This is a genomic window from Pseudomonas sp. B21-059 (genome assembly GCF_026016285.1).
Taxonomy (GTDB): Bacteria; Pseudomonadota; Gammaproteobacteria; order Pseudomonadales; family Pseudomonadaceae; genus Aquipseudomonas; species Aquipseudomonas danubii.
In genome coordinates this window covers 6,244,462-6,265,319 of sequence record NZ_CP087201.1, presented here as the reverse complement: position 1 = coordinate 6,265,319, position 20,858 = coordinate 6,244,462, and the positions used below count along the sequence as shown (strand labels likewise).

General features: G+C 64.5%; 21 protein-coding genes. 11 read left to right on the top strand and 10 right to left on the bottom strand.

The features are described from left to right. Nucleotides 1-207: 207 nt before the first annotated feature. The 5 genes from LOY69_RS27915 to LOY69_RS27895 form a co-directional block, all read right to left on the bottom strand. Nucleotides 208-1,368 (bottom strand): gamma-butyrobetaine dioxygenase, encoded by a 1,161-nt coding sequence (locus LOY69_RS27915; protein ID WP_115581119.1) that lies wholly within the window; start codon nt 1,366-1,368, stop codon nt 208-210. 25 nt (nt 1,369-1,393) lie between these two features. Continuing rightward, the gene (locus tag LOY69_RS27910; protein ID WP_110652404.1) at nt 1,394-1,870 is read right to left on the bottom strand and encodes a thioesterase family protein; all 477 of its coding nucleotides are present in this window, start codon (nt 1,868-1,870) and stop codon (nt 1,394-1,396) included. Between the two features lie 109 nt (nt 1,871-1,979). Continuing rightward, nucleotides 1,980-2,945: an L-carnitine dehydrogenase gene (locus tag LOY69_RS27905; RefSeq protein ID WP_110594400.1), complete on the bottom strand. Its 966-nt coding sequence runs from the start codon at nt 2,943-2,945 to the stop codon at nt 1,980-1,982. 157 nt (nt 2,946-3,102) lie between these two features. Continuing rightward, nucleotides 3,103-3,990, bottom strand: a complete 888-nt coding sequence (locus LOY69_RS27900; RefSeq protein ID WP_265073880.1) for a 3-keto-5-aminohexanoate cleavage protein — start codon at nt 3,988-3,990, stop codon at nt 3,103-3,105. An 88-nt stretch (nt 3,991-4,078) separates the two neighbouring features. Continuing rightward, nucleotides 4,079-5,023, bottom strand: coding sequence for a choline ABC transporter substrate-binding protein (locus LOY69_RS27895; RefSeq protein ID WP_110594403.1), 945 nt, complete (start codon nt 5,021-5,023; stop codon nt 4,079-4,081). 194 nt (nt 5,024-5,217) lie between these two features. Between LOY69_RS27895 and LOY69_RS27890 the strand changes: the two genes are divergently transcribed. Together LOY69_RS27890 and LOY69_RS27885 are read left to right on the top strand one after the other, a co-directional pair. Then, nucleotides 5,218-6,177: a GlxA family transcriptional regulator gene (locus tag LOY69_RS27890; protein WP_102881108.1), complete on the top strand. Its 960-nt coding sequence runs from the start codon at nt 5,218-5,220 to the stop codon at nt 6,175-6,177. A gap of 68 nt (nt 6,178-6,245) precedes the next feature. After that, the gene (locus LOY69_RS27885) at nt 6,246-7,421 is read left to right on the top strand and encodes an AAA family ATPase (RefSeq protein ID WP_102881107.1); all 1,176 of its coding nucleotides are present in this window, start codon (nt 6,246-6,248) and stop codon (nt 7,419-7,421) included. A gap of 92 nt (nt 7,422-7,513) precedes the next feature. On the opposite strand, the gene LOY69_RS27880 is transcribed toward LOY69_RS27885, so the two are convergent. The 4 genes from LOY69_RS27880 to LOY69_RS27865 all read right to left on the bottom strand — a co-directional run bounded on the left by LOY69_RS27880 (nt 7,514) and on the right by LOY69_RS27865 (nt 9,540). Further along, nucleotides 7,514-7,930 carry a DUF3010 family protein gene (locus tag LOY69_RS27880; RefSeq protein WP_102881106.1) on the bottom strand — a complete coding sequence of 139 codons (417 nt, stop codon included), beginning with the start codon at nt 7,928-7,930 and terminating at the stop codon, nt 7,514-7,516. Nucleotides 7,931-7,964: 34 nt separating this feature from the next. Next, nucleotides 7,965-8,288 carry a helix-turn-helix domain-containing protein gene (locus LOY69_RS27875; protein ID WP_102881105.1) on the bottom strand — a complete coding sequence of 108 codons (324 nt, stop codon included), beginning with the start codon at nt 8,286-8,288 and terminating at the stop codon, nt 7,965-7,967. After that, nucleotides 8,272-8,526 carry a type II toxin-antitoxin system RelE family toxin gene (locus tag LOY69_RS27870; protein WP_102881104.1) on the bottom strand — a complete coding sequence of 85 codons (255 nt, stop codon included), beginning with the start codon at nt 8,524-8,526 and terminating at the stop codon, nt 8,272-8,274. The genes LOY69_RS27875 and LOY69_RS27870 overlap by 17 nt, the downstream gene beginning before the upstream one ends. A gap of 99 nt (nt 8,527-8,625) precedes the next feature. Beyond that, nucleotides 8,626-9,540, bottom strand: a complete 915-nt coding sequence (locus LOY69_RS27865; protein WP_265073879.1) for a LysR family transcriptional regulator — start codon at nt 9,538-9,540, stop codon at nt 8,626-8,628. A 181-nt stretch (nt 9,541-9,721) separates the two neighbouring features. On the opposite strand from LOY69_RS27865, the gene LOY69_RS27860 reads away from it, so the two are divergent. From LOY69_RS27860 to LOY69_RS27850, 3 genes are read left to right on the top strand one after another with little or no spacing between them, the layout of a single operon-like run. After that, on the top strand, nt 9,722-11,059 hold the full coding sequence (locus LOY69_RS27860; protein ID WP_265073878.1) for a nucleobase:cation symporter-2 family protein: 1,338 nt from the start codon (nt 9,722-9,724) through the stop codon (nt 11,057-11,059). A 59-nt stretch (nt 11,060-11,118) separates the two neighbouring features. Further along, nucleotides 11,119-11,628, top strand: a complete 510-nt coding sequence (locus LOY69_RS27855; protein ID WP_265073877.1) for a nucleoside deaminase — start codon at nt 11,119-11,121, stop codon at nt 11,626-11,628. Then, nucleotides 11,625-11,975 (top strand): hydroxyisourate hydrolase, encoded by a 351-nt coding sequence (locus LOY69_RS27850; protein ID WP_102881100.1) that lies wholly within the window; start codon nt 11,625-11,627, stop codon nt 11,973-11,975. Before LOY69_RS27855 ends, LOY69_RS27850 begins: the two co-directional genes overlap by 4 nt. Nucleotides 11,976-12,082: 107 nt before the next feature. On the opposite strand, the gene LOY69_RS27845 is transcribed toward LOY69_RS27850, so the two are convergent. After that, a complete protein-coding gene (locus LOY69_RS27845) occupies nt 12,083-12,484 on the bottom strand; it encodes a lysozyme inhibitor LprI family protein (RefSeq protein ID WP_110594409.1) in 402 nt (133 codons plus the stop codon). 236 nt (nt 12,485-12,720) lie between these two features. Here LOY69_RS27845 and LOY69_RS27840 point away from each other — a divergent pair, with 236 nt between their 5' ends. From LOY69_RS27840 to LOY69_RS27815, 6 genes are all read left to right on the top strand, one after another. Then, on the top strand, nt 12,721-13,698 hold the full coding sequence (locus LOY69_RS27840) for a dipeptidase (protein WP_102861999.1): 978 nt from the start codon (nt 12,721-12,723) through the stop codon (nt 13,696-13,698). Between the two features lie 161 nt (nt 13,699-13,859). Further along, nucleotides 13,860-14,390, top strand: coding sequence for a 4-vinyl reductase (locus tag LOY69_RS27835; RefSeq protein ID WP_102881098.1), 531 nt, complete (start codon nt 13,860-13,862; stop codon nt 14,388-14,390). A 15-nt stretch (nt 14,391-14,405) separates the two neighbouring features. Next, nucleotides 14,406-16,466, top strand: a complete 2,061-nt coding sequence (gene dgcA / locus LOY69_RS27830) for a dimethylglycine demethylation protein DgcA (protein WP_102881097.1) — start codon at nt 14,406-14,408, stop codon at nt 16,464-16,466. Nucleotides 16,467-16,612: 146 nt separating this feature from the next. Beyond that, the gene (dgcB, locus tag LOY69_RS27825; protein ID WP_265073876.1) at nt 16,613-18,562 is read left to right on the top strand and encodes a dimethylglycine demethylation protein DgcB; all 1,950 of its coding nucleotides are present in this window, start codon (nt 16,613-16,615) and stop codon (nt 18,560-18,562) included. Then, a complete protein-coding gene (locus LOY69_RS27820; RefSeq protein WP_110652394.1) occupies nt 18,562-19,782 on the top strand; it encodes an electron transfer flavoprotein subunit alpha/FixB family protein in 1,221 nt (406 codons plus the stop codon). Before dgcB ends, LOY69_RS27820 begins: the two co-directional genes overlap by 1 nt. A gap of 9 nt (nt 19,783-19,791) precedes the next feature. Next, on the top strand, nt 19,792-20,562 hold the full coding sequence (locus LOY69_RS27815) for an electron transfer flavoprotein subunit beta (RefSeq protein WP_102881094.1): 771 nt from the start codon (nt 19,792-19,794) through the stop codon (nt 20,560-20,562). The last annotated feature ends 296 nt before the right edge of the window (nt 20,563-20,858 follow it).

Here is a 20,858-nt window from a genome sequence, read left to right as displayed (position 1 = left end):
AACTCGCGAGCAGGCAGAGTGGGCAGACTGCAACCAGCTCGCGCCGTGTTGGTTTGGTCACCTTCTCACCGCAGCTCCTCAGCAGTAGTCCCTGCCTCGATCCTGTCACGGCTTGATCGGGGCTTTTTTTTGCCTGTGGAGGTTTTGCCGGCAAGCTTCGCTGGCCAGCCGGCTCCTGCGGGGAGCCGGTGGCCGGTGGGATGGGGATCAGCGCTGCAGGACCAGGATCCTGGAGAGCAGCTCGTCGCGGTCGATGTAGCAGCCCTGGAAATGCCGGGCGCCGCTGGACGGGTCGAAGGCGTTGCGGGCATGCAGGGTGCGGCGGTTGTCGAAGCACCAGAGTTGTCCCGGGTCGAGGCGGCGGATGACCCGGAACCGCGTCTCTCGGGTCATGGCGATAAATCGACGGTAAGCGTGGTACAGCCTGGGCATCTGCTCCACCGAGGTGTCGAAAGGCCCCCGCAGGAAGTTGGCCATGCGGATCTCCGCCACCCGGCCCAGGGCATCCAGGGCAATGATCGGCGCCAGGCAGCGGTAGTCGCTGTGGCGGTCCTTGTTGCGAAATTCCACGGGTGTTTCACACAGCGTCAGGAAGGCCTCGGGGTCTTCACGGCGCAAGGCATCGGCGATGGCAAAGCCGTCGACGAAGATGCTTTCACCGCCCACGGCGTCATTGACCAGGCAATGCAGGAACTGCAGCCCCGGTTGCAGCTCGCGGGTGGGTAGGTCGCTGTGCAGCGGCAGGTTGAAAGCGGTGTAGGCGTTGCTGTCGGCGTCGGCCTTGGATTGCACATTGAACAGCACGCCGAAGTTGCTCTCGCGGATAAACGAGATGCGTCGGGCGATCAGCGCCAGCGAACCGGGTTCCGTGGGGGCGCCCCGGACCTGGGTCAGGCCGGTGTCGCGCAGGGCCAGCAGCCATTGCAGCAGAGCCGCAGGATCGTCCATCAGGGCCTGATACTCGAATACCGGTAGTTGCAGGCTGCTGTCCCACAACTGGCTGTGCGCCTTGTGGGCGCGGCGCTCCTCGCGGGATTGCTCGTCATAGGCGTGGGCCCGCAGCCAGCCGGGATCGAAGCGGCTACGGTGGCCGTCCGACCATTCGAGGCACAGGCAGCCCTGGCTGTCGATGTGCGCCCCGTGGCAGCCGAGGTCCTCGGCCACATCGACGATTTCCAGCACCTGTTCACGGGTCACGCTGTAGACGCATTCCGGGCAGGGGCAGTTGTCCCGCAGCCATTGATGGTGAAAGGGGCTGAGGCGGCCATCGGCCCAGTGCACCTGGACCCGGTCCGGCAGTACCTGGACGGCGCTCAACGGGCTGATCAGCGGATAACGGCGATAGTCGGCAAGGGCGGCGATGTTCACGGCGATCTCCTTTTCGGGCTGGTTGTCATTTTTCCGTTGGCAGGCCAATTACCCGGCCGATGTAGGTGGGACGCGGCAGCTCGGCCTGCTCGGCCGCCATGGTTTGCAGGCGCTGCAACACCGCTTCGTCGAATGGCGCGGAGCGGGGGCCGGCGAGGTCGACGTGGAGCAGCATCTGTTCGTTGCCGGCCAGCTCCTGGGGATCACCGACCTTGTGCAGGCTGTGATACAGGTGCAGGCGCTTGCGGTCGTGGCCGATGATCCGGGTATGGACTTCGACCTCGGTGTCGAGCTTCACCTCGTGCAGGTAGTTCAGGTGCAGTTCCAGGGTGAACAGTGAGTGGCCGCTGGCGTCGCGGTTGTCGCTGTCGAGCCCCAGGCGATCCATCAGTGCATCGGTGGCATAGCTGAAGATCAGCAGATAGAAGGCATCACGCAGATGGCCGTTGTAGTCGACCCAGTCTTTGATGATGCGGGTGCTGTAGGTGGTCAGGGCAGGCATAGGATCACCGGATAACGGTAGGAGCCGGCTTGCCGGCGCAGGCGTCCGTTGGGTTTGCGCCGGGCTTGAGGGCCTATTCGCTGGCAAGCCAGCTCCTACAGGGGTTGGGTTAGTCGTGAAAGTGCATGCCGTGCTTGGCCTTGGTGGTTTTCACCGCCTCCAGCACCGCCAGCAGGCAGTCATCACGATAGCGCTCCAGGGCCGAAATGCTGTGGCTGCCCAGTTGCTCGGCGGTGCCCTCGACCACGTCATCGATCAGTTTGTCGGTCAGCTCCGGGGCCGGCAGGTAGGTCCAGGGCAGTTGCAGCGCCGGGCCGAACTGGGCCATGAAGTGGCGCATGCCGGCGTCGCCTCCGGCCAGGGTGTAGGTGAGGAAGGTGCCCATGAACGACCAGCGCAGGCCGGCGCCAAAGCGGATCGCGTCGTCGATTTCCCCGGTGGTCGCCACCCCGTCATTGACCAGGTGCAAGGCTTCGCGCCACAGGGCTTCGAGCAAGCGATCGGCGATGAAACCCGGCACTTCCTTGCGCACATGCAGTGGCCGCATCCCCAAGGATTCATAGACCTGGATCGCCGCCTGTATCGCCTCGGGTGCGGTGTGCTGGCCGCCCACCACTTCCACCAGCGGCAGCAGGTACACCGGGTTGAACGGGTGACCCACCACGCAGCGTTGCGGGTGGGTCGAGCCTTCGTAGAATTCGCTGGGCAGCAGGCCCGAGGTGCTGGAGCCGATCAGGGCGTCGGGCTTGGCCGCGGCGCTGATCTTGCTGTGCAGTTCCAGCTTGAGCTCCAGTCGCTCGGGAGCGCTTTCCTGGATGAAGTCGGCGTCTTTCACACACTCTTCGATGGTGCTGACAAAGCGCAGGCGCTGTGGCGATGCGCCGGGGGCCAGGCCCTGTTGTTCCAGGGCGACCCAGGCGTTGGCGACCCGCTGGCGCAGGGCAGCTTCAGCGCCCGGCGCCGGGTCCCAGGCCACCACGTCCAGGCCGTGGGCCAGGGCGCGGGCCACCCAGCCACTGCCGATCACGCCGCTGCCCAGAGCGGCGAAGGTTTTGATGTTGGTGATAAAAGTCATCGCGTCTTCCTGAAAAAAGAGTCTGTAGGCGCTGGCTTGCCAGCGAAGCGCTTGGCGGCTTTGCGCGCACCTGCGTCGGCAAGCTGGCTGCTATGGGGTCTGATGTGACGGCCTCTTCGCGAGCAAGCTCGCTCCTACACAGAGAGGTGGACTGGGGTCAGCCGCGTTGCTTGAGGCCCATTTTCTGGCGGCCCTCGGCCGGGGTCAGGACCCGGGCGCCGAGGCGGCTGAGGATCTCCGTGGCCCGCTCCACCAGTTGGCCGTTGGTGGCGAGCACGCCGCGATCCAGCCACAGGTTGTCTTCCAGGCCGACCCGCACGTTGCCCCCCAGCAGCACCGCTTGCGCGGCCATGGGCATCTGCATGCGCCCGATACCGAAGCCGGCCCAGACCGCATCCGCCGGCAGGTTGTCGACCATGGCCTTCATGGTGGTGGTGTCCGCCGGGGCGCCCCAGGGAATGCCCAGGCACAGTTGGAACAGCGGGTTGTCCAGCAGGCCTTCCTTGATCATCTGCTTGGCGAACCACAGGTGCCCGGTGTCGAAGATTTCCAGCTCGGCTTTCACCCCCAACTCCTGGATGCGCTTGGCGCCGGCCCGCAGTTGGGCCGGGGTGGACACGTAGATGGTGTCGCCATCGCCGAAGTTGAGGGTGCCGCAGTCCAGGGTGCAGATCTCCGGCAGCAGTTCCTCGACATGGGCCAGGCGGGTCAGCGGCCCGACCAGATCGGTGTTGGGCCCGAACTCCATGGGGCTTTCGCCGGCGCCGATCTCCAGATCGCCGCCCATGCCGGCGGTGAGGTTGACGATGATGTCGACGTCGGCCTCGCGAATGCGCTCCATGACTTCGCGGTACAGCGCGACATCACGGCTGAACTTGCCGCTCGCAGGGTCCCGGACGTGGCAGTGGACCACCGTGGCGCCGGCCTTGGCGGCCTCTACCGCGGCGGCGGCTATCTGCTTCGGGGTGACCGGCACATGGGGGCTCTTGGCGGTCGTGTCGCCAGCACCGGTGAGTGCGCAGGTGATGATGACGTCGTGGTTCATGGTGCGGTTCCTTACAGGCGTGTTTGCTGGGGGCATGAGGTGGCCATGCGCAGCCCGGTGCGGGCTGCGGGGCGGTAGTGGCGGTTGCTTACTTGCTGGTCAGTTGCAGGTGTTCGGCGGCCGGCTTGCCATCGAAGGTGGTCACCCCTTCCAGCCAGCGCTGCTGGTCCTGCGGGTGGTCCTTGAGCCACTGCCGGGCGGACTCCAGGGCGTCCTTGTGCTCCAGCAGCGGCTGCATCATCCGGCTCTCGTCCTCGGCGCTGAAGGTCAGGTTGGTCAGCAGCCGGTGCACGTTCGGGCACTGCTCGGCATAGTTCGGCGCGGTGACGGTCCAGACCGTGGCCTGGCCCTCGTTCGGGCCCAGGGCGTCCTGGCTGCCGCTGAGGTAGGTCATCTTGATGTTGACGTTCATCGGGTGCGGCGCCCAGCCGAAGAACACGATGGCTTCATTGCGTTTCACCGCCCGGGCCACCGCCGACAACATGCCGGCCTCGCTGGACTCCACCAGCTGGAACTTGCCCAGGCCGAACTGGTTCTTGGCGATCATGTCCTTGATCTGGGTATTGGCTCCCGAGCCGGGCTCGATGCCGTAGATCTTGCCCCCCAGCTCCTTCTGGAACCTGGCGATGTCGGCGAAGGTCTTCAGGCCCTTGTCGGCCAGGTAGGAGGGGACGGCCAGGGTAGCGCGGGCGTCCTTGAGGCTGGGCTCGGCCAGGACCTTGACCTGGTTGGCGTCGACGAACGGGGTGATGGTCTGGGTCATCAGCGGGTTCCAGTAGCCGAGGAACAGGTCCAGGCGCTGGTCGCGGATGCCGGCGAAGATGATCTGTTGCGAGGCGCTGGTCTGCTTGGTCTTGTAGCCGAGGCCATCGAGCAGGACCTGGGTCATGGCGCTGGTGGCGATCACGTCGGTCCAGTTGACCACGCCCAGGCGTACGTTCTGGCAACTGGGGGCGTCGGCGGCCATGGCTCCCGACGTCAGAAAAACGCTACCACTAAGCGCAAGCACACAGCGGCTGATCAGTCGTTTCATGTGGGTTCCCTCGGCAGGTTGTTATTGTCGATCCCGGCGTCTTGGTGCGTCGGTGAGCTCAAGGTACGCAGGCGTCGCCGGCGGTAAACGCACAGCGGCGACCGACTCTTGCACTGCAGCGACCTGGCCCCTTGTGGCAGGGGGGCATTTGGCGTATCACAGGGCCCACGCTGGCCGTCACCGGAGTGCGTTGCATGTCCCAGGACTTCTACTTCCTGCTGATGCCGGGGTTCTCCGCCATCGGTTTCATTTCCGCCATCGAGCCACTGCGGGTGGCCAACCGTTTTCGTGGCGAGCTGTATCGCTGGCATGTGCTCAGCGCCGACGGCGGCGCGGTGCTGGCCAGCAACGGCATGTCGGTCAATGTTGACGCGGCCCTGGAGCCGCTGAAGAAGGGCGCAACCTTGTGGGTGGTGGCCGGCTTCGAGCCGTTGAAGTGCCTGAGTCCCGCCCTGGAACACTGGTTGCGACGCCTGGACCTGGAGGGCGTGACCCTCGGCGGTATCGACACCGGCAGCGTGATTCTCGCGGAATCCGGGCTGCTGGAGGGGCACCGGGTGACCCTGCACTGGGAAGCCATCGAGGCCTTCAAGGAGTCTTATCCACAGTTGAGCGTGACCCAGGAGTTGTTCGAGATCGATCGTCGGCGCATCACCTGTGCCGGTGGCACCGCGTCCATCGACATGATGCTCGACCTGATCGCCCAGGCCCACGGCCCGCAACTGGCGATCCAGGTCAGCGAACAGTTCGTGCTCGGGCGCATCCGCCCGCGCAAGGATCACCAGCGCATGGAAGTCGCCAGCCGCTACGGCATCAGCAACAAGAAACTGGTGCAGGTGATCGGCGAGATGGAGCAGCACAGCGAGCCGCCCCTGAGCACCCTGGCCCTGGCGGAGTCGATCAAGGTCACCCGGCGTCAGCTGGAGCGGCTGTTCCGCCTGCACTTGAACGACACCCCGAGCAACTTCTATCTGGGCCTGCGCCTGGAGAAGGCCCGGCAACTGCTGCGCCAGACCGACATGAGCGTGCTGGAGGTGAGCATCGCCTGCGGGTTTGAGTCGCCGTCCTACTTCACCCGCAGTTACCGCGCGCGTTTCGTGCACTGTCCCCGTGAAGACCGACGCCTGCTGGGGAGCGGCCAGGAGTCGGTTTGACAGGGGTTTATAGTCAATTATACTCGCGGCTATAAATTATAGTCCTGGCAATAATTGAGTATAAAACCATGTCGAAAAACACCGGTTTCGTGTTTCGTCGTCCTGCTCTGGCGCTCAATATTGCCGATGGCCTGGTGGGTTCGGGGATTCAGGATTACAGCTCGGGGCTGTTCCTGGCGGCGCCGCGGCGCACCGGGAAAAGTACCTTCCTGCGCGAGGACCTGCTGCCCGAATGCCAGAGCCGTGGCTGGCTGGCGGTTTATGTCGACCTCTGGGCCAATCGCGAAAAAGACCCCGCCGAGCTGATCGCCGCGGCCATTGCCGGGGCGCTGGTGCCTTTCGAGAAAGGCATTCGCAAACTGGCCAAGTCCCTCGGGGTGGAGAAGCTCAGCTTTCTGCGCACCCTGTCCTGGGATTTCAGCAAGTCCCAGTTGCCCGAGGGCGCGACCCTGACCCAGGCCCTGGAATTGCTCCACAGCGCCGCGGGCAAGACGGTGGTGCTGATAATCGACGAGGCCCAGCATGCCTTGAGCTCGGAGGCCGGGTTGAATGCCATGTTCGCGCTCAAGGCGGCCCGGGATCAGCTCAATCAGGGGCGGGACATGGATACCAGTGGCTTGCGCCTGGTGTTCACCGGGTCCAATCGCGACAAGCTGGCCCATCTGGTGCTCAACCGTAACCAGCCGTTCTTTGGTTCGAGCATCACCCCGTTCCCGCTGTTGGGACGGGATTTCACCAAGGCCTACACCGCCCATCTGAACGCTCATCTGGCGCCCACCAACCAGTTCAATGCCGATGATCTGGACCAGGCCTTCGAATGGGTTGGCCGGCGTCCGGAAATGCTCCGCAGCATCATCGGCCAGGTGGCCCTGGAGCTGGGGGAGGCGAGCCAGCTCAACGAGTTGTTGCGCAGCAGCGCCGAGATTCTCCGAGCCGGTGTCTGGAGCGAATTCGAAAGCGCCTGGAACGGTCTGACCCTGTCCCAGCGGGCGGTGCTGGAAGTGATGGTGGAGCGTTCGCGCAACAACCTGCCGTTCGCGCCCTTTACCGACGACACCCTGGCGGCGGTGGCCAAGGCGTTGCAGGCCATGGGCAGCGATACGCAACCGGGCACCCAGACGGTGCAAGCCTGTATCGATGCCCTGCGGGAAAAGGAGTTGGTGTGGAAGTCCAGCCGGGGCGCCTATGCCCTGGAAGACAATTCATTCGCCGACTGGCTGCAGCATTATCGGCGCCAACTGTAGCCGCTGCCGCAGGCTGCGAACGGCCCGCAGGGACGCGAGGATCTCAGGCGCGCTGGATGTTTGGCGTTAGACCGCTAAGCAGGGCCTCAGGATCATTTCTTCAGCAAGGCGGCGCAGGCGGTCTTGTAGGCTTCGTGCTGGTATTTGTTGAGGCTCGCCCCCAGCTCGAAGCTGTGCTTCTTGTGCTGGGCGTTGATGGTTTGCGGCGACAGCAGGGTCACTTCGCAATTATCCAGCAACTGAAACACGCCTTCGATCTTGAAGGTGGTGGGGCCGCCGGCAAATTCGCCTTTCTTGCTGCGCTTCTTGATGGCGATGCGGGTAATCCCGTGTTCGCGGACAAAGGCGTCGATCCGGGCGGCGAAGTCGCGAACGTTGCCCGCGTCATCGTCGTCTTCCAGGGCGATCTTCTTGATGGCCAGCGCCTGGTGGTGCGGCGCGCCGTCTTGCAGGGAGGCGAGGGCGAAGATGGCTTCGCTGCCCTTGATCTCGATACCGCAGATGCTCATGAGTAACCCTTTCAATCGTTGAGTGGGGCGCAGCTTACAGCTCCAGCTGGTCGGCGCGTATACCGAAGACGGCGGCAATTTTTTCCCGGGTGCTCTTGCGGGGTCGGGCCACGCTCTCTTGTTGGGCGAAGGCCGGCTGAGAGATCCCCAGCCGCTTGGCAACCTCATCCTGGGTCAGGTGCAGGTGCTCGCGCCAGGCCCGGATCGGCGTGGCGCCATCGACCATGCGACTGACCACGCCATGGGGGATCAGATCAGGCTCATTCTGCTGCGCAACGTACTGCGCGTAGGGAATCACCACGAACGCCGGCTTGCCGTCCGGGCCGTGGATGATCTGGATGTCAGTAGGTGCGTTCATCACGTTTTTTGACCTCTTGAACACTGACGATATGGATAACCCCGTCCCAATCAAACAGCACGCGGTACTGGCCAACCCGCAGGCGATAGGCATAGGTGTGGCCGGACAGGGCTTTGACGTTGCCACTGGCGGGCATGTCGGCCAGCAGGGCGATCGCATCACGAACCTGGACCTGATGCTCGTGGTGCAGTCGCATCAACTGCTTGACCGCTTTTCGACTCCAGAGGATTTCGTTCATGGCGGACTATATAAGCCTTTTATAAGGATTGCGAATCCTTGCTTATATTTGCTGTCCGGCCAAGCCTAGAACCTTGTCCCTTTGTTGCCCGCGCCAGCGTTACCAGGTCGTGGACTGTCCGCGCCGATCCACTTCGTACACCTTGTGCCGCAGCAGGCGTTCCTTGAGCCAGCGTTCGGCCTTGCCCATCACCCGTTGCCGGGCCCAGAGCAGGTCCACGCCCACCAGCCAGTCGGTGTGGGGATAGGCCCCCAGTTGCAGTTCCACCAGCTCGCCCTTGGCCAGTTCACGCTGGATCAGTTGCCGGGGCAGGGTGGCCCAGCCCAGGCCGGCGCGGACCATTTCCAGCAGCGCCAGGTAGTTTTCCGCCTGCCACAGTTGGCTGCAGCGCAGGTACTCGCTGCTGGGCAGCTTGTCGGCGTGGGCGCTGAAGGCCAGGCGTCGCTGCCCATGCAGGTCGTCGAAGGTCACGTTGTCCAGCCGGGCCAGGGGATGATCCGGGTGGCAGACGTGCAACATGATCAGCTTGCCCATCTGCTGGAACTCCAGCTCCTGGGGATAGCCCGGTTGCGAAAAGGCGATCCCCAGCACCGCATCGCCACGGGCCACCAACTCACTGGCATCTCCGGACAGCGGATGACGGATCAGCAGGTCGACATAGGGGAAGGCCTGCTCGAACTCGCGCAAGACCGGCATCAGCGGGCCGTAAGGGGTTTCGATCACGATGGACAACTGCGGCTCCAGCGCCTCCGACAGGCAGTCGGCATTGGCTTGCAGGGTCAGGCAGCGCTCCAGCACCGCCTCGGCCTGCAGCAGCATCTTCTTTCCGCTGGCGGTCAGCACCGGGCTGCGGCTGCTGCGGTCGAACAGCTCCACCCCCAGGTCGGCCTCCAGGTTGGCAATGGCCACGCTGACCGTGGACTGGGTCTTGCCCAGCTTGCGGGCAGCGGCCGAGAACGAGCCGGTTTGTGCGGCCTGAACGAACATCTGCAGTTGTTCCAGTGAAAAGCGCATCGCGTCTCCCGACCCCAGGACAGGCTTGTCCAATCCATCGTTAAAAACGATGGCTGCTCATTTGTTGCATCGTATTCAAGCACAGATCATGGGCGCCGACGTTCGTACATCCTGCCGGGGCATTGCCCCCGGATGCCTGCCAGAACAACTACAAGAGCTGCACTTTCAGGAGATCTGCGACATGAACATTCCCCGGGTTCACCCAGTGGACGAGGTCCTGCCCGTTCGCCAGTTGTTCACCTTCGGCCTGCAGCATGTGCTGGTGATGTATGCCGGTGCGGTGGCGGTGCCGTTGATTCTAGGCAATGCCCTGGGCTTGACTGCGGCCCAGGTGGTTTTACTGATCAACGCCAACCTGCTGACGTCCGGCGTTGCCACCCTGATCCAGACCCTGGGCTTCTGGCGCTTCGGCGCACGCTTGCCGTTGATCCAGGGCTGCTCCTTCATTGCCCTGGCGCCGATGATCATGATCGGCAAGCAGTTCGGCCTGGCCGAGGTGTTCGGCGCGGTGATCGCCGCCGGGGTCCTGACCATTGCCATGGCTCCGCTGTTCAGCCGTCTGCTGAGGTTCTTTCCACCGGTGGTGATCGGCAGTCTGATCACCATCATCGGCATTTCCCTGATGCCGGCGGCGGCCGTCTGGCTGGGGGGCGGCAACCCCGCCGCCGAGGATTTCGGCGCACCGGCCAACCTGTTGCTGGGGCTGGCCACGGTGGCGGTGACCCTGGTGATCTATGGCAAGTTCTCCGGTTTTATCGGCAACCTCAGTGTGCTGATCGGGCTGCTGGTGGGCAGCCTGATCGCTGCGGCCTGCGGCATGACCCACTTTGCCCAGGTGGGCGAAGCGGCCTGGTTCGAGCTGAGCCCGCCCATGGCCTTCGGGGCTCCCCAATTCTCCCTGATGCCGATCCTGATCATGACCCTGGCGATGCTGGTGATCATGGCCGAGACCACCGGCAACTGTCTGGCCATTGGCAAACTCACCGGCAAGCCGACCACCCAGCGCACCCTGGGGGACGCCTTTCGCGCCGACGGCCTGTCCACCCTGCTCGGCGGCCTGTTCAACAGCTTCCCCTACAACGCCTTTACCCAGAACACCGGACTGATCGCGCTCTCCAAGATCAAGAGCCGCTTCGTGGTGGCGGCAGCCGGCGCGATCATGGTCCTCATGGGGCTGTTTCCCAAGCTCGGGGCGCTGGTGGCTGCGGTGCCGACCCCGGTACTGGGGGGCTGCGCCATCGTCATGTTCGGCATGACCACCGTGGCCGGCATCCAGGAGCTGTCACGGGTGAGGTTCGAGGGCACTGGCAACGGCATCATCGTCGCTGTGTCGGTCAGTGTCGGCGTGCTGCCGATGTCCTTTCCTTCGTTGTTCGCCCAGGCCCACGGCCCCCTCAAGCTGCTGCTGGAAAGCGGCATCTTCCTCGGCGCCCTCACCGCCATCGTGCTCAACCTGCTGCTCAATCCCCGCATGTCTGCGGCCCAAGAACTGGCCGCCCAGGCCGGGCTTGGTGACTGAAGACGGCTATCAGGCCCGCTTTTTTTCGGCGGGCCCCTGTCCATGAAAAGGAGGTCAAGATGACCCAGATTCTTTCCCCCATCCCTGCCGGCGTCAGCCAGCTGGACCTGCAACTGCTGCGCCAGAGCATTGAACTGGCCGAAGAGGCCAAGGCCCGCGGCCGCCACCCGTTCGCCGCCCTGGTGGCGGACCGCAACGGCAAGATCATTGCCAGTGCCGGCAACAACTCCATGCCCCCCGAAGGCGACCCGACCCAGCACGCCGAACTCGCCGCTGCCGCCAAGGCCGCAAGGCTCCTGGGCCCCGAGGAGCTGGCCCAGTGCACCCTGTACACCAGCGCCGAGCCCTGCTGCATGTGTGCCGGGGCCATCTACTGGACCGGGATTGGTCGGGTGGTCTACGCCTTGTCCGAGCATGCCTTGCTGGCACTGACCGGCGATCACCCGGAAAACCCGACCTTTTCCCTGCCATGCCGTGAAGTCTTTGCCCGGGGGCAGCGGCAGATCCCGGTGCTGGGGCCGATGCTGGAAAACGAAGCGGCCCAGGCTCATGTGGGGTTCTGGAAATGAACGGCGGAGTGTCCATCCATGTGGTGGATGTCGCCAGCGGCAAGGTGGCCGCAGGCATGCAGGTTCGGGTACGCCGCCTGGGCGAGGAGTGGCTCTGCGAAGGGCAGATTGCCGACAACGGCCTGCTGGCCCCGCTGAGCGAGCTGGCGGCCCGCTTCGACCGGGGCGTCTACGAGGTGGAGCTGGACGTGGCGGCGTTCTATCGAGCCCAGGGCCAGGCGTCACCGCAAGTGCCGTTTCTCGATGTGCTGGTGTATCGCTTCGGACTGGATGATCCGCGCCAGCACTACCATCTGCCGTTCAAGCTGACGGCCTGGGGTGTCTCGTGCTTTCGCGGCGGCGCTTGACCCCGTGACCGGCGTAGGAGCGAGCTTGCTCGCGAAGCTTTTCCCGCCGCGACATGGGGCGGTGTCGGGCATGCTTCGCGGGCAAGCCCGCTCCTACCGGTGGCGGGTCATTCCTGGGCGATGGACTCGATGAACTCCGAGCGCTCGTCGCTCATCCGCGCCAGGCAATCATTGGTGGCGATGGTGTAGGCCTTGGTTCCGGGCTTGGCCGGGAAGGATTCCACCGCGCAGTCGGCGTCGCGCTGCTTCTGCCACAGCTGCTGGGCGTTCTTGACCTTGGCGCTGATGTCGGCCAGTTGCGCCTTGTCGTTGCCGTACAGGGTGCCCAGGCGTTCCAGCAGGCTTTGCACGTTGTCGCTCAGCAACTGCTCGGCGGTGGTGCGGTTGTAGGTCGCGCATTCCAGGGTCTGCACGTCGTTTTCCACGCCGTCGCAGGGCGTGCTGTCGGCCTCTTCGGCCGCCTGTACGCCGGTGGCTATCAATATCAAGGCCAGGAAGATCGGTTTCATTGCAGCACTGCCCCTCATCCAGTGAAGCTTTCGTTGAAGCGGCGAATTCTGGCGCAAGCCCCAGGCAAAGAACAGAGGGCGCCATGCCCCTACATCCGGCCCTTTGTCGGGTCTTGACGCTTTCGGCAATTCCCCTGTCGTTTTTGCACCGGGGCGCCCCGGCCCTCAAGCATATGCTGACCCCAAAGCGCCGGCAGACGATTCGGCGCAGGAATCGCCAATAAGGGGACAGCCTGATGAGCCCAGCCGAATTACACGCCGACAGCATCGTTATCGACGGGCTGATCATTGCCAAGTGGAACCGCGAGCTGTTCGAGGACATGCGCAAGGGCGGCCTGACCGCAGCCAACTGCACGGTGTCGGTTTGGGAAGGGTTTCAGGCCACGGTCAACAACATTGCCGCCAGCCAGAAACTGATCCGCGAAAACAGCGACCTGGTGATGCCGGTGCGCACCACCGCGGATATCCGCAAGGCCAAGGAAGTGGGCAAGACCGGCATCCTCTTCGGCTTCCAGAATGCCCACGCTTTCGAAGACCAGATCGGCTACGTCGAGGTGTTCAAGCAGCTGGGCGTGGGCATTGTGCAGATGTGCTACAACACCCAGAACCTGGTGGGCACCGGCTGCTACGAGCGTGATGGCGGGCTCTCGGGGTTCGGCCGCGAGATCGTCGCCGAGATGAACCGCGTCGGGGTCATGTGCGACCTGTCCCACGTCGGCTCCAAGACCAGCGAGGAAGTGATCCTCGAATCCAAGAAACCGGTCTGCTACTCCCACTGCCTGCCGTCCGGGCTCAAGGAGCACCCGCGCAACAAGTCCGACGCCGAGTTGAAATTCATCGCCGACCACGGCGGTTTCGTCGGCGTGACCATGTTCGCGCCGTTCCTGGCCAAGGGCATCGACTCGACCATCGACGATTACGCCGAAGCCATCGAATACACCATGAACATTGTCGGTGAGGATTCCATCGGCATCGGCACCGACTTCACCCAGGGCCATGGCCAGGACTTCTTCGAATACCTGACCCACGACAAGGGCTACGCCCGGCGCCTGACCAACTTCGGCAAGATCATCAACCCCCTGGGCATCCGCACCGTGGGCGAGTTCCCCAACCTCACCGAGACCCTGCTCAAGCGCGGCCACAGCGAGCGCGTGGTGCGCAAGATCATGGGCGAGAACTGGGTCAGCGTCCTGAAGGACGTCTGGGGCGAATAAGGCCACCCCCCACAGCACATTCCTGTAGCCGCTGCCGCAGGCTGCGATCGGCTCCGAAGGAGACGCGCTCTTGCGGCCCTCGGAAGGCGCTTCGAGCCTTTTCGCAGCCTGCGGCAGCGGCTACAGACGTACTTATCCACAGAATTCCGGAGTTTTGAAACATGGCCAAGATCGCCCCGCAACTGCCTATCGAAGTCGACAGCGAAACCGGTGTCTGGACCTCCGACGCCCTGCCAATGCTCTACGTGCCGCGGCATTTCTTCGTCAACAACCACATGGGTATCGAGGAAGTGCTGGGCGCCGATGCCTACGCCGAGATCCTCTACAAGGCCGGCTACAAGTCCGCCTGGCACTGGTGCGAAAAAGAAGCCGAATGCCACGGCCTGGAAGGCGTCGCAGTGTTCGAGCACTACATGAAGCGTCTGTCCCAGCGCGGCTGGGGCCTGTTCAAGATCCAGGACATCGACCTGGATAAAGGCACCGCCAGCGTCAAGCTCGAGCACTCGGCGTTCGTCTACGTGTACGGCAAGGTCGGGCGCAAGGTGGACTACATGTTCACCGGCTGGTTCGCCGGTGCCATGGACCAGATCCTGGAAGCCCGTGGCAGCAAGATCCGCACCGTGGCAGAGCAGGTTTACGGTGGTTCCGAAGAAGGCCACGACGATGGCCTGTTCGTCGTCAAACCGTTGTAAGCGGAGTTAAGAAAAATGGCTTTCGAAGCGATGTTCCAGCCGATCCAGATCGGCAAACTGACCATCCGCAACCGTGTGCTGAGCACCGCCCACGCTGAGGTCTATGCCACCGACGGCGGCATGACGACTGAACGGTATGTGAAGTACTACGAAGAAAAGGCCAAGGGCGGCATCGGCCTGGCCATCTGCGGTGGTTCCTCGGTGGTGGCCATCGACAGCCCCCAGGAATGGTGGAGCTCGGTGAACCTGTCCACCGACCGCATCATCCCGCACTTCCAGAACCTGGCCGACGCCATGCACAAGCATGGCGCCAAGATCATGATCCAGATTACCCACATGGGCCGGCGCTCGCGTTGGGACGGCTTCAATTGGCCGACCCTGATGTCGCCGTCCGGGGTGCGCGAGCCGGTGCACCGCGCCACTTGCAAGACCATCGAGCCGGAAGAGATCTGGCGGGTGATCGGCAACTACGCCCAGGCTGCGCGTCGGGCCAAGGCTGGCGGCCTGGATGGCGTCGAGCTGTCGGCGGTGCACCAGCACATGATCGACCAGTTCTGGAGCCCGCGGGTCAACAAGCGCACCGACGAATGGGGCGGCACTTTCGAGAAACGCATGCGCTTCGGCCTGGAAGTACTCAAGGCGGTGCGCGCTGAAGTGGGCGACGACTTCTGTGTCGGCATGCGCCTGTGCGGCGATGAATTCCACCCGGACGGCCTGTCCCATGAGGACATGAAGCAGATCGCCAAGTATTACGACGACACCGGCATGCTGGACTTCATCGGCGTGGTCGGCTCGGGCTGCGACACCCACAACACCCTGGCCAACGTGATCCCCAACATGAGCTTCCCGCCGGAGCCGTTCCTGCACCTGGCGGCGGGCATCAAGGAAGTGGTCAAGGTCCCGGTGCTGCACGCACAGAACATCAAGGACCCGAACCAGGCCACGCGGATTCTCGAAGGCGGTTACGTCGACATGGTCGGCATGACCCGCGCCCACATGGCCGACCCGCACCTGATCGCCAAGATCAAGATGGGCCAGATCGACCAGATCAAGCAGTGCGTCGGCGCCAACTATTGCATCGACCGCCAGTACCAGGGCCTGGACGTGCTGTGCATCCAGAACGCCGCCACCTCCCGTGAATACATGGGCGTGCCGCACATCATCGAGAAGACCACCGGCATCAAGCGCAAGGTGGTGGTGGTCGGCGCCGGTCCTGCCGGTATGGAAGCCGCTCGCGTGGCGGCCGAACGTGGCCACGACGTGACCCTGTTCGAGAAAAAAGACGCCATTGGCGGGCAGATCACCACCGCCTCCAAGGCCCCGCAACGGGATCAGATCGCCGGCATTACCCGCTGGTATCAGCTGGAACTGGCGCGCTTGAAAGTTGACCTGCGCTTGGGCACCGCGGCGGACACCGCGACCATCCTCGACCTGCGCCCCGACGTGGTGGTGCTGGCCGTGGGCGGCCATCCGTTCATCGAGCAGAACGAGCACTGGGGCGCCGCCGAAGGGTTGGTGGTCAGCAGCTGGGACATCCTCGACGGCAAGGTGGCGCCGGGCAAGAACGTGCTGGTGTACGACACCATCTGCGAGTTCACCGGCATGTCGGTCACCGACTTCATCGCCGACAAGGGCTCGCAAGTGGAGATCGTCACCGACGACATCAAGCCGGGCATCGCCGTGGGCGGTACCTCGTTCCCTACCTACTACCGCAGCCTGTACCCCAAGGAAGTGATCATGACCGGGGACCTGACCCTGGAGAAGGTCTACCGCGAGGGCGACAAGCTGGTGGCAGTGCTGGAGAACGAATACACCGGCGCCCGCGAAGAGCGGGTGGTGGACCAGGTGGTGGTGGAAAACGGCGTGCGTCCTGACGAAGAGCTCTACTACGGGCTCAAGGAAGGTTCGCGCAACAAGGGCCAGATGGACGTCGAGGCGCTGTTCGCGATCAAGCCGCAGCCGTGCCTGAGCGAGACGGGGGAGGGCTACCTGTTGTTCCGCATCGGCGACTGCGTATCCCAGCGCAACACCCATGCTGCGATCTACGACGCACTGCGCCTGTGCAAGGATTTCTAAGCCACCTGTAGCCGCTGCGCAGGCTGCGATAAGGCCCGAAGGGCCTTCCGGGGCCCTCAAGAGCATCTGTCCTGTGACGCAGTGCCGCCCGGGCGCAGCCTGCGGCAGCGGCTACAACGACCGACCCGGTCTTTGGGAGCTCCACCATGTTGAACACCCTTCTTCCCATTCTGTTGTTCGCCGCCGTCGGCCTCGCGGTCCTCGGCGCGCTGCGGCGCGTGGCCATGTGGCGCCAGGGGCGAGCCTCCAAGGTCGATCTGATCGGCGGGCTGCTGGCCATGCCCAAGCGCTACATGGTGGATCTGCACCATGTGGTGGCCCGGGACAAATACATGGCCAACACCCACGTGGCCACGGCGGGCGGCTTTGTCCTGGCGGCGGTGCTGGCGATCCTGGTGCATGGTTTTGGTCTGCATAACCGCATCCTCGGCTACGCCTTGCTGCTGGCCACCACGCTGATGTTCGTTGGCGCGCTGTTCGTCGCCAAGCGTCGGCGCAACCCACCGGCACGCCTGTCCAAGGGCCCGTGGATGCGCCTGCCGAAAAGCCTGCTGGCGTTCTCGGTGAGTTTCTTTGTGGTGACCTTGCCGGTGGCGGGCATCCTTCCCGAACATTTCGGTGGCTGGCTGCTGGCGACGATTCTGGCGGTCGGTGTGCTGTGGGGCGTGTCCGAGCTGTTCTTCGGCATGACCTGGGGCGGGCCGATGAAGCACGCCTTCGCTGGCGCCTTGCACCTGGCCTGGCACCGTCGCGCCGAGCGCTTTGGTGGTGGCCGTTCCACGGGCCTTAAGCCCCTGGACCTGGAAGACCCAAGCGCGCCTTTGGGGGTGGAAAAGCCCAAGGATTTCACCTGGAACCAGCTGCTGGGCTTCGACGCCTGCGTGCAGTGCGGCAAGTGCGAGGCGGCGTGCCCGGCCTTCGCCGCCGGCCAGCCGCTGAACCCGAAGAAGCTGATTCAGGACATGGTGGTCGGCCTGGCTGGTGGCACCGACGCGCAGTTCGCCGGTAGTCCCTATCCAGGAAGGCCCATCGGCGAACATGGCGGCCATCCGCACCAGCCCATCGTCAACGGCCTGGTGGACGCCGAGACCCTGTGGTCCTGCACCACCTGCCGGGCCTGCGTCGAGGAATGCCCGATGATGATCGAGCACGTCGATGCCATCGTCGACATGCGCCGCCACCTGACCCTGGAGAAGGGCGCGACGCCGAACAAGGGCGCCGAGGTCCTGGAAAACCTCATCGCCACCGACAACCCCGGCGGTTTCAACCCGGGCGGACGGATGAACTGGGCGGCGGACCTGAACCTGTCCCTGCTTAGCGACAAGCAGAGTACCGATGTGCTGTTCTGGGTCGGCGACGGCGCCTTCGACATGCGCAACCAGCGCACCCTGCGCGCCTTCGTCAAAGTGCTGAAAGCGGCCAAGGTGGACTTCGCCGTGCTCGGCCTGGAAGAGCGCGACAGCGGCGACGTGGCCCGACGCCTGGGCGACGAAGCAACCTTCCAGCTATTGGCCAAGCGCAATATCCAGACCCTGGCCAAGTACCGCTTCAAGCGCATCGTCACCTGCGATCCCCACAGTTTCCATGTGCTGAAAAACGAGTACGGCGCCTTCAACGGCCACTATCTGGTGCAGCACCACAGCACTTACCTGGCCGAACTGATCGGCGCCGGTGCGCTGAACCTGGGCCAGCACAAAGGCAGCAGCGTGACCTATCACGACCCTTGCTACCTGGGCCGCTACAACGGCGAGTACCAAGCCCCTCGGGACGTACTGCGGGCCCTGGGCATCGAGATCAAGGAAATGCAGCGCTCGGGCTTTCGTTCCCGTTGCTGCGGCGGTGGCGGCGGGGCGCCGATCACCGACATTCCGGGCAAGCAACGGATACCCGACATGCGCATGGAAGACATCCGCGAAACCGGCGCCGAGCTGGTGGCCGTGGGTTGTCCACAGTGCACGGCCATGCTCGAAGGGGTGGTGGAGCCGCGGCCGATGATCAAGGACATCGCCGAACTGGTGGCCGACGCCTTGCTCGAAGACGCCGCCCCGGGCAAAGCGCCGGCGTCGGTGAAACCCGAACCTGCGGAGGTGCACTGATGAGCGACATTATCCGCCGCGATCCTCGGGCTGAATGGATTGCCCGCAACCGCCTGCACCCGCTGCACGCGGCCATGCAGCCGGCGCAACACAGCTGGATGGGGCCCAATGGCCTGATCCGCAAGAATCCCCATGGCATCGGTTTTATCGGCCCCAACGGCCTCAAGCGCATCGACCGCAGTGGCGCCCAGCAGGGCGGCAGCGCCAAGCGCACGGCCGCGACCGAGGTGCAGTTGCCGCTGCATCAGGTGGCGCAGCCGGCGTTCTACATCAGCGTGGTGCCGGACATGGTCGGCGGCCGCCTGAGCAGCCACGACCGCGACCTGCTGGGCCTGGCCCACCAGTTGGCAGGCCAGGACGGCGCAGTGCTGGCAGTGGTGTTTGGCGAGCACAAGGAATCGGCCTTTGCCACGGCGGGCGTCGACCGCCTGCTGGTGCTGCAAGGCAGCGAGTTCGACGGTTATGCACCGGAACAACGGGTGCAGGGCCTGCGGGCTGTGGATAACCAGTTCAGCCCGCGTCACTGGCTGCTGCCCGACAGCCGCAGCGGTGGCGGCGAACTGGGCCGGCGCTTGGCCGCGGCCCTGGGCGAACGCCCGGCGACCCGGGTCTGGCAGGTCAAGGACGGGCAGTGCATCGGCCGTGCCGGTGCCGGGCTGCAGGACCTGGCGCGGCCAGCGCCACGCTTGATCCTGGCCGCCGCCGAATGCGCCGAGCCGGTCAGCGAAACCCGCCACGAAGCCTTGCCGGTGGAGTTATCCACAACGGTGGCCCGCAGTCTGGCGCGGATCGAGGATCTGGGCGCGGTGGCGGTGGACCCGGCGGCGATTCCCATGGCCGAGGCCGAATTCATCTTTTCCGGGGGCAACGGGGTCAAGGACTGGCCACTGTTTCACCAGACCGCCGCGGCCCTGGGTGCCACCGAAGGCGCCTCGCGGGTGGCGGTGGACGACGGCTTCATGGCCCGAGATCGGCAAGTGGGGGCCAGCGGCATCTGGGTCACCGCGCGGGTCTACGTGGCGGTGGGGATTTCCGGGGCGATCCAGCACCTGCAGGGCATCGGCGCCTGCGACAAGGTGGTGGCCATCAACCTCGACCCGGGCTGCGACATGATCAAACGCGCCGACTTGTCGGTGATTGGCGACAGCGCGGAAATTCTCAAGGCCTTGATCGCGGCGGTAGCGGCTTACCGCAACGATGCCAAGCGCGACGCGGCTTAAGGGGACGTTATGAACAGCACTGTGATCAGCCTGGTATCGATAGGCGCTCACCCGACCTCCGGCCGTCCACGGCGCGCCGAACAAGACGCCCGTGCGGTGGAACTGGGCCTGCAACTGGCGGGGGACAAACTGCAGGTGCTGCATGCCGGCGACGTCGCCGAACCGGCCCTGCGTGCTTACCTGGGCATGGGCCTGGAACAGCTGCACGTGCTGGAACAGCCTGCAGGCGCTGATGCCCTGCCGATCCTGACCCAGTACCTGCGCGACGCGGGCGCTCAGATGGTGCTCACCGGCAGCCAGGCAGAAACCGGCGAAGGCTCCGGCATGCTGCCGTTTCTGCTGGCGGAAAACCTTGGCTGGCCGCTGGTGGTGGGGCTGGCGCAAGTCGAATCCCTGGCCGATGGCGTGGCCCATGTCCTGCAAGCCTTGCCCCGTGGCCAGCGGCGGCGGCTCAAGGTGCGCCTGCCGTTTCTCGCCACTGTGGATAACGCCGCGCCGAAACCGCGCCAGAGCGCCTATGGCCCGGCGCGCCGTGGTCTGTTGCAGGCCGATCAGGTCGTGGTGGTGGAAGACGAGTTACTCACAGCCTCCAGCCTGCAACCGGCCAAACCGCGGCCCAAGCGCCTGAAAGTGATCAAGGCCAAGAGCGGCGCGGATCGCATGAAGGCCGCCACCGCCAAGGCCAGCGGCGGCACCGGCCAAGTGCTCAAGGGCGTGAGCCCCGAGGCCGGCGCCGAGGCCATTCTCAAGTTGCTCATCGAAGAAGGCGTGGTCCGCTGAGCTCAGGCTTATGCACAGCCCTCGGGCCGTGCACCCACCTCTGAGCACCGCCGTTCGCTGGCAAGCCAGCTCCTACCAGGGAAATCGCGCCTGCACCCGCCGTAGGAGCCGGCTTGTCGGCGAAGGGGCCGCTAGGGTTTTGCCCACCTCTGGGCATCGTCGTTCCCTGGCAAGCCAGCTCCGATAAGGCGCTGGTGGGTTTACTCACAATCCCTGTGTGCGTACCTGTGGATAAGGTGTTCGCGCCTTGCTCAAGCCCTTGTGAAACAAGCCCTGTAGCCGTCTGTTCGAATTTT